Raw genomic sequence first — 13,104 nt, forward strand, 5'->3', positions numbered from 1 at the left:
CCAGTTATACGACAGTGGACCCCAGCTCTAGAGAACGGCGATCACCGTCGTCGAACCGGGTGCCACTTCGGTGAAGCCGGCATCCCGCACTGCGACGGCGCGCCCGCCGCGAACCTCGCCCAGTGCACGCGTCCATTGGTCCGGGTTCGCGGATCGGACCGAACATGCGTAGCCGGCCGCGGCCCACTCGCGGCATTCCTCGGTGCCCATGGCACCCGCGAGCAACATCGACGCGTGTCCCACCTGAGCGGCCGCCTTGCCCAGCGTCATGGACAGGGAAGCGTCGATCCACAGCACAGGGCCCGCCGAGACCGCAGGCTCGTCCTCGGCCGCCACGTCGGTCCCACCGATCTGCAGCCGCTTGATCCGCGGGTCCAGATCTCCGACCCGACCCGGCACGAAGGCACGTGCCGACGCTCCCCCGACGTCGACCGTCACACCCGGAACGTCCTGCGCTGCCAGCCAGTGTGCACCGCGTGCCCGTCGAGCGACTTTTCGGATCCGAGCCGACGTCCATTCGGTGAAGGCCTCGTTCCACGACGCGCCGACGCCCACCCGTGGGTCCAGGCACAGCGACACGGTTGCTCTGGCAGCCGCCTCGAGCAACTCGCTACGCCGGGGCGGATCGGATTTGGGGATGTGCAGCACCAACGGCATGGCCAGCACCTGTGACGGATCGGCCGGGTCCTCGGCTCCGCCGTATCCACGAGCGAGTTCGGCGTGGCGCGAGGCGAACGTGTTGTCCGGTGAGAATTCCTCGGCCGCCGCCTCGGTGCCGCCCAGGTCGTCCGGTGCGGCATCGGTCACCGGACCGTCGGTCATGTCATCGCCGGTCATGGGATCGCCGGTCATGGGATCGGGACGCGGCGGACTCCCCCGTCGACCGCGTCCGCAGCTTCGATCTCGTTGCGGGTGACACCGAGTATGAACAGAACCGCGTCCAGATACGGATGCGAGATGGCCGTGTCGGCGATCTCTCGCAACGCCGGCTTGGCGTTGAAGGCGACCCCGAGGCCCGCGGCCGTCAGCATGTCGATGTCGTTCGCTCCGTCGCCGACGGCGACGGTCTGCTCCATCGGCACTCCCGACTGTGCCGCGAACTCGCGCAGTGCCGTCGCCTTCGCAGCACGATCGACCACTTCTCCGATCACCCGGCCGGTGAGCTTGCCGTCGACGATCTCGAGGGTGTTGGCCTTGACGTAGTCGAGTTCGAGTTCGTGTGCGAGTCCCTCGATGACCTGGCGGAATCCTCCGGATACGACGCCGCAGGCGAATCCGAGACGACGGAGGGTACGGATGGTGGTCCTGGCCCCCGCCGTCAGCTCCAGGCTCTCGCCCACTTCGTCGATGACGGATTCGTCCAGCCCTGCCAACGCGGCAACTCGCTGTTCGAGCGACTCCGCGAAGTCGATCTCACCGCGCATGGCAGCTTCGGTGACCGCACGAACTTCGTCCTCTCGCCCGGCACGGGCAGCCAACATTTCGATGACCTCACCCTGGACGAGCGTCGAGTCGACGTCGAACACGATCAGTCGCTTGGATCGTCGTGCGATCCCGCCGCGCTGCACGGCGATGTCGACGCCGATGCCGGCTGCGATTCCCGCGAGGCCGGCACGCAGTTGCACATCGGCATCCGGCGAGGTGTCGGTTGCGGTCACCTGAAGTTCGAGGCCCGTGACGGGATAATCGGCGATTCCGCGAATGGCGTCGATGTTCGCGCCCTGGCGGGCGAGCTCACGGGAGATGGTGCTGAAGGCACGAGCGGTCACGGGTCGGCCCAGAACGACGACGACGTGGGTGGCCAGGCTCTGCCCGCCGCCCCGCGCGGTGTCGATCTCGACATCGACGTGCACGCCGACCGTCGCCATCGCGTCCTCCAGCTCCTCCTGGAGCGCTTCGGGGTCGCGGGGGCAGGACAGGAGAACGCCCAGAGTCAGCCTGCCGCGAATGACCACCTGCTCGACGTCGAGCAGGCTGACGTTGTGCCGTGACAGTGCTGCGAACAGCACCGATGTGACGCCCGGCTTGTCGGGTCCCGTCACCGTCACCAGCACTGCGGTGTCGCTCGAAGTCACCGGATCTCCCTTTCGCACACGGCCAGCGGCCGGATAGGTCTTCGTGTCACCCGTGGTGGACGAGCAAGCCCGAACACGCCACGAGATTGTCGCAAGCGAAGAGCCCCACCCGGTAGCCGGGAGGGGCTCTCGCTGTGCTGTGGACTACTTGGGGTCCGGGTCTCCGGATCCTTCGTGATCGCTGGTGGCGATCGGAGCCCGGCGGGCCTGTTCGAGGACGGCGGTGGTCTTACCACCGTGCGCTCCCGGCCCGACGTGCGCTTCCGCGCGCATCCGTTCGACCATGTGCGGGTAGTGCAACTCGAACGCCGGACGCTCGGAACGGATCCGAGGCAGTTCGGTGAAGTTGTGTCGCGGCGGCGGGCACGAGGTGGCCCACTCCAACGAGTTTCCGTAGCCCCACGGATCGTCGACCGTGACGACCTCGCCGTATCGGTAGGACTTGAACACGTTCCACACGAACGGCAGTGTCGAGGCACCCAGGATGAAGGCACCGATCGTGGAGATGACGTTCAACTCGGTGAACCCGTCCGAGGGCAGGTAATCGGCGTAGCGACGCGGCATGCCCTCGTTTCCGAGCCAGTGCTGCACCAGGAACGTGGCGTGGAATCCGAAGAACGTCAGCCAGAAGTGCCACTTGCCCAGCGCCTCGTCCATCATCCGGCCCGTCATCTTCGGGAACCAGAAGTAGATGCCGGCGTACGTTGCGAACACCACGGTGCCGAACACCACGTAGTGGAAGTGGGCGACCACGAAGTACGTGTCGGTGACCTGGAAGTCGATGGGCGGCGACGCCAGCAGAACACCAGTGAGTCCGCCGAAGACGAAGGTGATCAGGAACCCGATCGAGAACAGCATCGGCGTTTCCAGTGTCACCTGGCCTCGCCACATCGTGCCGACCCAGTTGAAGATCTTCACACCCGTCGGCACCGCGATCAGGAACGTCATGAAGGAGAAGAACGGCAGCAACACCGCGCCCGTGGCGTACATGTGGTGCGCCCACACCGCGATGGAGAGGGCGGCGATGGCGATAGTCGCGTAGATCAGACCCGAGTAGCCGAAGATCGGCTTACGCGAGAAGACGGGGAACACCTCGGAGACGATTCCGAAGAACGGCAGCGCGATGATGTACACCTCGGGGTGACCGAAGAACCAGAACAGGTGCTGCCACAACAGCACTCCGCCGGTCGCCGGGTCGAACAGATGCGCCCCCAGATGTCGGTCGGCCGCCAGCCCGAGCAACGCAGCCGTCAGCAGGGGGAATGCCAGCAGGATCAGGATGGACGTCACCAGGATGTTCCAGGTGAAGATCGGCATGCGGAACATCGTCATGCCGGGAGCACGCAGGCAGATCACGGTGGTGATCATGTTGACGCCACCGAGGATGGTGCCGAGACCGCCGACGGCCAGGCCCATGATCCACAGGTCCGCACCGACGCCGGGCGAGTGCAGAGCCGAGGTGAGCGGGGTGTACGCGGTCCACCCGAAGTCGGCAGCACCACCGGGGGTGATGAATCCGGCCGTGGCGATCAACGCACCGAACAGGTAGAGCCAGTACGAGAACGCGTTCAACCGCGGGAACGCGACGTCGGGAGCGCCGATCTGCAGCGGAAGGATGTAGTTGGCGAATCCGAAGACGATCGGCGTCGCGTACAGCAACAGCATGATGGTGCCGTGCATGGTGAAGAGCTGGTTGTACTGCTCGTTGGACAGGAACTGCATTCCCGGAATGGCCAACTCGGCGCGCATCAGCAGCGCCATGAGTCCACCGATCAGGAAGAACGCGAACGATGTCGCGATGTACATGATTCCCAACACCTTGGGATCGGTGGTCGTCACCGCTTTGTGCAGGAACGACCCCTTCGGTCCCGTCCGCGGCGGGAACGGCCGAGCAGCATCCACCGCGGGTGCGGGCCTAGGCGCTAGGGCAGTCACAGATCCTCCTGATTGCGCGTCGGACCTCGAACCACGAGGCGACGTCATCTAGTCGTGCGCTCCTCGAATCGTAGACCGTCGGACCGACACTTGCCGAACCGGTCCTACCGTGTGTCGTATTGGCCCCGATCGAGCACGCCCACATCGCGCGATCTGCCTGCGCTGTCGGCCTTTCGGACGCATTCGACAACGCTTCGATCGTCGCCGTTTCCGGACGCTCGACGGCGTCCGTTCGAGTGTTCTGCGACGGCCGCCTTCCGATACTGTGTGAGACCACCCGACCCGTCGAAGGAAGTCCCGCGTTGCCACTCCACCCACGACTCCCCCGTTCGTGTGCACCGCGCAGGATGGGCGCCGTCGCCGCCGTGTGCCTTGCCGCCGCCATGGCGCTGGTCGGCTGCTCCGATTCCGAAGCGCAGGACGACGCATCCACCATCATCCGCACAACCACGAACATCGCCGGTGCCGGAGTGGTCGGGAACAATCGGGACACCGTGGGACTGTGCCCCGCGCTCGCACCTCTCGACCCGACCGGAATCGAGGGTGACACCCGACCCGTAGGACATGCCGAGGGGATCAGCGCCATTCCGGCCGACCCGCAGCGCATCGTCGTGCTCGACGCCGCCGGCCTCGACGCGAGCTGCGCGGTCGGAATCTGGGAGCGGGTCGTCGGAGCGGCCACGATCGACCCCGATTTCCGCGGTGACGGCGATCAACCGCTGTATCTGGGCACCGGATTGGCGTCCGTCCCGTCCGTCGGCCCGGTGGGTGCACCCGACATCGATGCCATCGCCGCCCTCGATCCCGACCTGATCCTGGGTGCAGATTCTCTCGGATCGAACACCTACGACGACCTGACGGCCATCGCCCCGACCGTCTTCACGGCGACCGGACAGGGGTGGAAGGACACGTTCCTGCAGTCCGCGGCTGCGCTCGGTCGCGGTCAGGCAGGATTCGAGGCACTCGCGTCGTTCACCGCGGATGCCGAGCGGGTCGGTCGCGAGATCGACGCCACCCAGACCCAGGCGTCCGTCGTTCGATTCGACGCGGACTCCATCGAAGTGGACGGTCCGAACTCCTTTGCCGGCCAGGTGCTCGCCGAAGTGGGGGTCGCGCGACCGCAGAGCCAGCGCGACGCCGATTTCTCGGTCGAGGCGAACGATCTCTCGCCGGTGGAGGGAGACATCGTCTACGTGCGATTCGCAGGCCCCGACGGCGAGACGTTCGGCCGCGAGGTAATGGACAGCGACGCGTGGCACGATCTGGGCTCGGTCACCGACGGTCGTGTGTTCGCGGTGAACGACACGGTGTGGTCCGGCAGTGGGGTCGTCGCGGCTCGGGCCATTCTGGACGATCTGTCCGCGTCGCTGAACGCCTACGTCTCCTGACGCGATGCCCATTCCCGAATTCGTGCAGGCGCTGCGCAGCGTCGTCGGCACGTCGCCGCTGTGGTTGTCCGGTGTCAGCGCGGTCGTCCTCGACGACGACCGGCGTGTGCTGCTGACTCTGCGCGCGGACAACAACACCTGGGCCGTGGTCTCCGGAATCCTCGAGCCCGGCGAGGAACCTGCTCCGGCCGCCCTGCGTGAGATCGGGGAGGAGACCGGCGTCGACGCCACGATCGTGCGACTGACGAGTGTCGACGTGACGGAGCCGATCACGTACCCCAACGGCGACGTCGCGCAGTATCTCGACATCACGTTTCTTGCTCGGTACACCGGCGGCATTCCTCACGTGGCCGACGACGAAAATCTCGACGTCGCCTGGTTCGCACTCGACGCGCTCCCGGAAAACCTCACGGCCACTTCGCGATTGCGAATCGAGAAGGCCATCGCCGATGAGCCGTCGGCGTGGTTCCGGCGCTGACTCCCCCGCCGAACGACAGTGAGCGGTTCCCAAGATTTCCGTGCTCGTCGATGCTTAATGTGATATCACTTTAGTATCATCATCGAGAGGGAGGTTCTCATGTCCGCACCTGCAACCGTCGCCGAGAAGCCGACGGGTACCCCGACCACAACCATCGCCGAGCGCCCGGGCTGGGATCTGCCCGGCTGGTCGATGCTCGGCATCGGTCTCGCGCTGTTCCTCGGCGGAATCGCCGCGTTCGCGCTCGGACTCGTGTTCACCGTCGTCGCACTGGTCGTGACCGGAGTCGTCCTGTTCGTCCTCTCCTTGCCCGCACTCGTGGGCCTGACGCTGGTGCAGCCGAATCAGGCTCGGGTTCTTCAGCTTCTCGGGAGTTCGTACAGCGGCACCCTGCGGACGCCGGGGCTGCGTTGGACCAATCCGTTGACCTACCGCCGGGCCATCTCGACGCGAATCCGCAACCACGAGACCGGCCAATCGAAGGTCAACGACGCCGACGGCAATCCGATCGAGATCTCCGCCATCGTCGTCTGGCAGGTTGCCGACACCGCACTGGCATCGTTCCAGGTCGACGATTACGAGGAGTTCGTCGCCGTCCAGACCGAGTCTGCCGTCCGCCACATCGCCGGCAGCTATCCGTACGACGCCGAAGGACGAATGTCGTTGCGGGAGAACGCCGACGAGATCACCGCTGCCATGTCGGAGGAGGTGCACGCACGAGTGCGTTCGGCCGGTGTCGAGGTGATCGAAACACGAATCAACCGGCTGGCCTATGCCCCGGAGATCGCCCAGGCCATGTTGCGACGTCAGCAGGCCGGGGCGGTCATCGCGGCCCGTCAGCAGATCGTCGAAGGTGCCGTCGGAATGGTGGAGATGGCGCTCGGGAAGCTGGAGGAGAAGCACGTCGTCGAGCTCGACGAGGAGCGCAAGGCCACGATGGTGTCGAATCTGCTCGTGGTGCTGTGCAGCGACCGCGACACGCAACCTGTCGTCAACACCGGATCGCTGTATCAGTGAGCCATGGCCGTCGAACGTAAGAAGATTCTGCTGCGGTTGGACCCAACGGTGCACGACGCCCTCGCCCGTTGGGCCTCCGACGATCTCCGGAGCACCAACGCTCAGATCGAGTTCCTACTGCGTCGAGCATTGAGCGAGCAGGGCCGAATGCCGAAGGATGCACAGGACATTCGCGCGCCGGGACGCCCACCGAAAGAGTGAGCGGCCCGACTCGCGAACGAATCTCTAGAAGTCCCAGTCCTCGTCTTCGGTGTTGACGGCCTTGCCGATGACGTACGAGGAACCCGAGCCGGAGAAGAAGTCGTGGTTCTCGTCGGCGTTGGGTGAGAGCGCCGACAGGATCGCCGGGTTGACGTCCGTCTCGTCCTTGGGGAACAGGCCCTCGTAGCCGAGATTGTTCAGTGCCTTGTTGGCGTTGTACCGCAGGAACTTCTTGACGTCCTCGGTCAGGCCGATCTCGTCGTAGAGGTCCTGGGTGTACTCGACCTCGTTGTCGTACAACTCGAACAGCAACTCGAACGTGTAGCTCTTGAGTTCCTCGCGCTGCGCCTCGCTGACCTTCTCTAGACCCTTCTGGTACTTGTAGCCGATGTAGTACCCGTGCACGGCCTCGTCGCGGATGATCAGACGGATCAGGTCCGCAGTGTTGGTGAGCTTGGCCCGCGAGGACCAGTACATCGGCAGGTAGAAGCCGGAGTAGAACAGGAACGACTCCAGCAGCGTCGACGCCACCTTGCGCTTGAGCGGATCGTCACCGTGGTAGAAGTCCAGGACGATCTCGGCTTTGCGCTGGAGGTTGACGTTCTCCTCGGACCAGCGGAATGCATCGTCGATGTCGCGGGTGGAGCTGAGGGTGGAGAAGATGGAGCTGTAGCTCTTGGCGTGCACCGACTCCATGAACGCGATGTTGGTGTACACCGCTTCCTCGTGGGGAGTGATGGCGTCCGGGATGAGGCTGACAGCGCCGACGGTGCCCTGGATGGTGTCGAGCAGTGTCAACCCGGTGAACACACGCATCGTCAACTGCTTCTCGACGGCGGTCAACGTTGCCCACGACGGGATGTCGTTGGACACCGGCACCTTCTCGGGCAGCCAGAAATTACTGGTGAGGCGCTCCCACACTTCGGAGTCCTTGTCGTCCTGGACCCGATTCCAGTTGATCGCGGAGACGCGATCGATGAGCTTTACCATGGGTGCCTACCTACAGGTCGATGAGCGAGAGACGGGGACGGAGCTACGTGAAAAGCCGCTGATACGAACACTACCCGTTGTGTCCGACAAGTCCGGTAGGCACTACAAAGTGTGCCGGGAGTGTTGCCCGCAGGGATGACCTCTACGGCTGCTTCGGTCGGTCACCACCCCACCGAGCACGGGACGGTTCCGGCCTCGACGGCAGCGACCAACTGCGCATGATCACGCTCGTTCTGATCGGCGTAGGCATGGGCGAACCTCACCATCGCCCGACCGACGTTGTCTCCGCGGCCGAGGTAGTCGGCGATCGCCTCCGCGTCACCACTGCGGGCATGCGCTCGCGCGAGAACTTCACCGCATGCGGTGGCGAATTCGGTGAGGTACGGCCCGATGATCTCGCCGTCGGGAATGACCTTCATGTCACGGAACTGCCGAACGTAGAAGTTCATGGTCCCCACTGCCGTCCATCCCACGAACATGTCGGTCGCGCTCTGCAGCATTCGCTGCCCGTTGACCACGCGGGCACCGTGATTGTCGTACCGGCTCGGTTCGAGAAACTGCTCGAACACCGACGGCCCTGCCTGCTTGATCTGCAGGAAGAACGGATCCTTCGTTCGACGTTCTTCGAGCAGCGCCAGATACACCCGCATTCCGACGCTCCCGACGCCGACCACCTGCCGCACGACGTCGAGAACCCGGAACCTGGTCAGCAGACTCCAGATGTGGTCGTCGACCGACTCGCTGTAACCGGCGATCACCGCCTGCACCAGCTCGATCTGGGAATCACCGACGTGAGTGCGAAAAGGTGCGTCCTCGCGAATCCTTCGACGACCGTCCCTCGTCTCGGTGAACTTGCGGGACGCCCCACGGCTGGTACGACGCTCGGCTTTCGTTTCGATGAGTTTCTCTGCGTGTCGAGCGATGCCCGACGAGAAGTGACCGAGCAGACCGGCGACGTCGATGCGGTCGTACCAGATGTCGATCTCCGGCGTGCTCGCGTATGTCCTCATCTTTCGGCTGTACGCAGCCGTCATCGCCGACACCGCCCGATCGGAGCGTCGCGCATCGACCCCGTTCTCCCGCCCGAGAACCACGAGAGAGGTCGCCAGCCGTTTGAGGTCCCACTCGAACGGGCCGGGCAGCGTTTCGTCGAAGTCGCGGAGGTCGAAGTACAGGTTCCGTTCGGGAGTGGCCCACAATCCGAAATTCAACACGTGGGCATCGCCACACAGCTGGACCTCGACGCCGGTGTGCGGAGTCGACGCGAGGTCGGCTGCCATCACGGCCGCGGCACCGCGGAAGTAGGTCCACGGCGATGCGGACATTCTCGCGTAGCGGATCGGCAGCAGCTCCGGCACCCGAATGATGTTCTGCGCGAGCACCGTGTCGAGCGCATCGTGACCACGCGAGACCGGATCCCATTCGGCCAACCCGCTGCGGGGTACGCGCCGACGGGCGTGTCGGCCACGCAGAAATTGCTCGGAAGGACGTGCATCCTTCCGAGCAATTCTCACATCGATATCGGATTCGACCTCGTCGTCCGCCTCGGTGTCCATGCCTGATTATGCTCCGCAACGCGCCGCAAGATCGCGGTATCGGCCACAGCTCGACCGACCGGGTCGGCTACAGCATGCAGGACACGCAACCCTCCACCTCGGTGCCCTCGAGGGCCAACTGGCGCAAACGAATGTAGTACAGCGTCTTGATGCCCTTGCGCCATGCGTAGATCTGCGCACGGTTGATGTCGCGAGTGGTGGCGGTGTCCTTGAAGAACAGCGTCAACGACAGACCCTGATCGACGTGTTGCGTTGCGGCAGCGTAGGTGTCGATGATCTTCTCGTATCCGATCTCGTAGGCATCCTGATAGAAATCCAGGTTGTCGTTGTCGAGATACGGAGCCGGGTAGTAGACGCGACCGATCTTGCCTTCCTTGCGAATCTCGATCTTCGACGCCACCGGGTGAATCGACGAGGTGGAGTTGTTGATGTACGAGATCGAGCCGGTCGGCGGGACGGCCTGCAGGTTCTGGTTGTAGATGCCGTGCTCCTGCACGGACGCCTTCAACGTCGTCCAATCCGCCTGGGTGGGAACCGATACACCCGAGTCGGCGAACAACTTCGCGACCTTGGGCGTGGCCGGCTCCCAGACCTGGTCGGTGTACTTGTCGAAGAATTCACCCGACGCGTACTTGGACTCGGGGAAACCCTTGAAGTACTGACCGCGATCCTTCGCCAGCTGATTCGACGCCTGAAGCGCGTGGAACAGCACGGTGTAGAAGTAGATGTTCGTGAAATCGATTCCCTCGGTCGAGCCGTAGTGAATCCGCTCGCGCGCCAGGTAGCCGTGCAGATTCATCTGCCCGAGGCCGATCGCGTGGGAATCGTTGTTGCCCTGCTCGATCGACGGCACGGAGAAGATGTGCGTCTGATCGGACACCGCGGTGAGGCCGCGAATGGCCACGGCGATGGTCTTACCGAAGTCGGGCGAGTCCATCGTCTTGGCGATGTTCAGCGAACCCAGGTTGCACGAGATGTCCTTGCCCACATGGCTGTACGAGAGATCGTCGTTGAACGTCGACGGCGTCGAGACCTGCAGGATCTCCGAGCACAGGTTGGAGTGAGTGATCTTGCCCTTGACCGGGTTCGCACGATTGACGGTGTCCTCGTACATGATGTACGGGTAGCCGGACTCGAACTGCAGCTCGGCCAGAGTCTGGAAGAACTCGCGAGACTTGATCTTGGTCTTGCGGATCCGCTTGTCGTCGACCATCTCGTAGTACTTCTCCGACACGTTGATGTCGGCGAAGGGCACACCGTAGATGCGCTCGACGTCGTACGGCGAGAACAGGTACATGTCCTCGTTCTTCTTCGCCAGCTCGAACGTGATGTCCGGGATGACGATTCCGAGCGAGAGCGTCTTGATGCGGATCTTCTCGTCCGCATTCTCACGCTTGGTGTCCAGGAACTTGTAGACGTCGGGATGGTGTGCGTGCAGGTACACCGCGCCTGCGCCCTGACGTGCACCGAGCTGGTTGGCGTACGAGAACGAGTCCTCGAGCAGCTTCATGATCGGGATGACACCCGAAGACTGGTTCTCGATGCGCTTGATGGGCGCGCCGGCCTCGCGAATATTGCTCAGCAGCAACGCAACTCCGCCGCCGCGCTTGGACAGCTGCAGGGCGGAGTTGATGGAGCGGCCGATGGACTCCATGTTGTCCTCGATGCGCAGCAGGAAGCAGGACACGGGCTCGCCGCGCTGCTTCTTGCCGGAGTTGAGGAAGGTCGGCGTCGCGGGCTGGAAGCGACCGGCGATGATTTCGTCGACCAGATCGGTGGCCAGAGCCTCGTCGCCGGCGGCCAGCGTCAACGCCACCATGCACACCCGGTCCTCGAAACGCTCGAGGTAACGCTTGCCGTCGAACGTCTTGAGCGTGTACGAGGTGTAGTACTTGAACGCCCCGAGGAACGTGGGGAACCGAAACTTCTTCGAGTACGCGTGGTTGATCAGGAACTTGACGAACTCGCGAGAGTACTGATCCAGAACCTCGGGCTCGTAGTAGTTCTCCTCGACGAGGTAGTCCAGCTTCTCGTCCAGATCGTGGAAGAACACGGTGTTCTGATTGACGTGCTGCAGGAAGTACTGATTGGCAGCCTCGCGATCCTTCTCGAACTGGATCTCACCGTTGGGGCCGTACAGATTGAGCATCGCGTTGAGCGCGTGGTAATCCATGTCGCCGTCGCCGCGGACGGTGGTGGGTACGGGTGCTGCGTCGGTGATGGTCGGTGCCACGGCGATGCTCCTACTGGGTATGTGGGGTGTGATGCTCTAGTGCGTGTGGGCGGCGCGTCGGACTTCACGTTCCCAGAAGTCCTCCAGCCCCTCGCGGACCCGCACTACGTCCTCGGGGGTGCCCATCAATTCGAATCGGTACAGATACGGAACTGCGCACTTCTGCGAAATGACATCTCCCGCAAAGCAGAACGAGTCACCGAAGTTCGTGTTTCCGGCAGCGATGACAGCTCGGATCAACGAACGGTTGTGCTCGTCGTTGAGAAACTTGATCACTCGCTTGGGGACGTAGTTGGTGTCGCGGCCGGCGTACGTGGTCCCTCCCCCGTACGTCGGCACGATGAGTACGTAGGGAGAGTCGACACGAAAGGTGCCGTTCGGATCACGCAGAGGGATTCGTGTCGCGGGAATGTCCAGCTTCGAGACGAAGCGATGGGTGTTCTCGGACGCGCTGGAGAAGTAGACCAGTGAGTGGGAGGACTGCGGTTGCGAACTCACCGCTCACTCACTCTCTCGTACTGTTCAAGCAGCGTTCGCTGCGAGGGTCTTGATGCGATCCGGACGGAAGCCGGACCAGTGATCGTCGCCCGCGACGACAACCGGAGCCTGCAGGTAACCGAGTGCCATGACGTAGTCACGTGCTTCGGGATCCTGCGAGATGTCGATCACGGAGTACTCGATACCGGCTTTGTCGAGGGCGCGGTAGGTGGCATTGCACTGAACGCAGGCGGGCTTGGTGTAAACGGTGATGCTCATGGTGTCCCTCTTTCCGTTGTCGCCATCGGGTGCACCGACGCGACCGATGTGCTCTGCGTGTGGCACCGAGAACATCTCCCGCTCAGGGCGACTTCGACCTGCTCGAACCCGTTTGTGCACGTTCTTCGAGTTGTGGCCTCTCGGTCGGTCAAACACTACACCTAGTGTCCGACATCTGCCTAGAACACGAGATGTTGCGAACAACATCCGTGGTATTCGCTGGTCACGGCGTTGTCGAGCCACGAGAATCGACCCATATCGGCGTGTCGCACGTCACACCGGCAACGTGTTGTCCATCACAACGAAAGTCGGCCCGAACCATGACATGTGCCGACGACCGCCGACACTCCCGGACACGACGAAGGACCCCCGGATGGGCGGATTCTAGGGGTCCTCGCAACACCTGATGGTCAGATGCCTGTCAGTAGATCACGTAAACGCTCGGCTGGAGTTTTCCAGCCGAGCGTTTTGCGTG

Annotated in this window: 12 protein-coding genes; 4 read left to right on the forward strand and 8 right to left on the reverse strand. The window is 63.5% G+C overall.

Annotation, left to right across the window (positions count from 1 at the left end; translation table 11 throughout):
• Window positions 1–27 precede the first annotated feature (27 nt).
• The 3 genes from CH276_RS18565 to ctaD all read right to left on the reverse strand — a co-directional run bounded on the left by CH276_RS18565 (window position 28) and on the right by ctaD (window position 4,010).
• Window positions 28–822: a peptidyl-tRNA hydrolase gene (locus tag CH276_RS18565; protein WP_094631853.1), complete on the reverse strand. Its 795-nt coding sequence runs from the start codon at window positions 820–822 to the stop codon at window positions 28–30.
• 26 nt (window positions 823–848) lie between these two features.
• Entirely contained in the window at window positions 849–2,075 is a 1,227-nt protein-coding gene (serB, locus tag CH276_RS18570) for a phosphoserine phosphatase SerB (RefSeq protein ID WP_032398333.1), read from the reverse strand.
• A gap of 144 nt (window positions 2,076–2,219) precedes the next feature.
• The gene (gene ctaD, locus CH276_RS18575) at window positions 2,220–4,010 is read right to left on the reverse strand and encodes an aa3-type cytochrome oxidase subunit I (protein ID WP_032397727.1); all 1,791 of its coding nucleotides are present in this window, start codon (window positions 4,008–4,010) and stop codon (window positions 2,220–2,222) included.
• Between the two features lie 347 nt (window positions 4,011–4,357).
• On the opposite strand from ctaD, the gene CH276_RS18580 reads away from it, so the two are divergent.
• From CH276_RS18580 to CH276_RS18595, 4 genes are all read left to right on the forward strand, one after another.
• A complete protein-coding gene (locus tag CH276_RS18580; protein WP_094631854.1) occupies window positions 4,358–5,398 on the forward strand; it encodes an ABC transporter substrate-binding protein in 1,041 nt (346 codons plus the stop codon).
• Between the two features lie 4 nt (window positions 5,399–5,402).
• Window positions 5,403–5,876, forward strand: coding sequence for an NUDIX hydrolase (locus tag CH276_RS18585; RefSeq protein ID WP_032397726.1), 474 nt, complete (start codon window positions 5,403–5,405; stop codon window positions 5,874–5,876).
• A gap of 99 nt (window positions 5,877–5,975) precedes the next feature.
• Window positions 5,976–6,893: an SPFH domain-containing protein gene (locus tag CH276_RS18590; RefSeq protein ID WP_176459314.1), complete on the forward strand. Its 918-nt coding sequence runs from the start codon at window positions 5,976–5,978 to the stop codon at window positions 6,891–6,893.
• Window positions 6,894–6,896: 3 nt separating this feature from the next.
• On the forward strand, window positions 6,897–7,094 hold the full coding sequence (locus CH276_RS18595) for a hypothetical protein (protein WP_032397724.1): 198 nt from the start codon (window positions 6,897–6,899) through the stop codon (window positions 7,092–7,094).
• 24 nt (window positions 7,095–7,118) lie between these two features.
• Here the strand turns inward: CH276_RS18595 and nrdF are convergent, their stop codons facing one another.
• The 5 genes from nrdF to CH276_RS18620 form a co-directional block, all read right to left on the reverse strand.
• Complete coding sequence (gene nrdF / locus CH276_RS18600) at window positions 7,119–8,084, reverse strand: class 1b ribonucleoside-diphosphate reductase subunit beta (RefSeq protein ID WP_094631814.1); 966 nt, start codon at window positions 8,082–8,084, stop codon at window positions 7,119–7,121.
• A gap of 161 nt (window positions 8,085–8,245) precedes the next feature.
• A complete protein-coding gene (locus CH276_RS18605; RefSeq protein WP_094631815.1) occupies window positions 8,246–9,640 on the reverse strand; it encodes a DUF2252 domain-containing protein in 1,395 nt (464 codons plus the stop codon).
• A 67-nt stretch (window positions 9,641–9,707) separates the two neighbouring features.
• On the reverse strand, window positions 9,708–11,873 hold the full coding sequence (gene nrdE, locus CH276_RS18610; RefSeq protein WP_045195681.1) for a class 1b ribonucleoside-diphosphate reductase subunit alpha: 2,166 nt from the start codon (window positions 11,871–11,873) through the stop codon (window positions 9,708–9,710).
• Window positions 11,874–11,909: 36 nt separating this feature from the next.
• Window positions 11,910–12,371, reverse strand: a complete 462-nt coding sequence (gene nrdI, locus CH276_RS18615) for a class Ib ribonucleoside-diphosphate reductase assembly flavoprotein NrdI (protein WP_032397722.1) — start codon at window positions 12,369–12,371, stop codon at window positions 11,910–11,912.
• A gap of 24 nt (window positions 12,372–12,395) precedes the next feature.
• Complete coding sequence (locus tag CH276_RS18620; RefSeq protein WP_032398330.1) at window positions 12,396–12,629, reverse strand: redoxin NrdH; 234 nt, start codon at window positions 12,627–12,629, stop codon at window positions 12,396–12,398.
• Between the last annotated feature and the right edge of the window lie 475 nt (window positions 12,630–13,104).

Source organism: Rhodococcus sp. 06-470-2 (assembly GCF_002258235.1).
Classification (GTDB): Bacteria; Actinomycetota; Actinomycetes; order Mycobacteriales; family Mycobacteriaceae; genus Rhodococcoides.

Excerpts from the sequence above, each read along its gene's own strand:
- CH276_RS18565 (WP_094631853.1), bottom strand. The coding sequence starts at position 822 with ATGACCGACGGTCCGGTGACCGATGCCGCACCGGACGACCTGGGCGGC.
- CH276_RS18620 (WP_032398330.1), bottom strand. The coding sequence starts at position 12,629 with ATGAGCATCACCGTTTACACCAAGCCCGCCTGCGTTCAGTGCAATGCC.
- CH276_RS18595 (WP_032397724.1), top strand. The coding sequence starts at position 6,897 with ATGGCCGTCGAACGTAAGAAGATTCTGCTGCGGTTGGACCCAACGGTG.
- CH276_RS18585 (WP_032397726.1), top strand. The coding sequence starts at position 5,403 with ATGCCCATTCCCGAATTCGTGCAGGCGCTGCGCAGCGTCGTCGGCACG.
- nrdF (WP_094631814.1), bottom strand. The coding sequence starts at position 8,084 with ATGGTAAAGCTCATCGATCGCGTCTCCGCGATCAACTGGAATCGGGTC.
- CH276_RS18590 (WP_176459314.1), top strand. The coding sequence starts at position 5,976 with ATGTCCGCACCTGCAACCGTCGCCGAGAAGCCGACGGGTACCCCGACC.
- CH276_RS18580 (WP_094631854.1), top strand. The coding sequence starts at position 4,358 with ATGGGCGCCGTCGCCGCCGTGTGCCTTGCCGCCGCCATGGCGCTGGTC.
- CH276_RS18605 (WP_094631815.1), bottom strand. The coding sequence starts at position 9,640 with ATGGACACCGAGGCGGACGACGAGGTCGAATCCGATATCGATGTGAGA.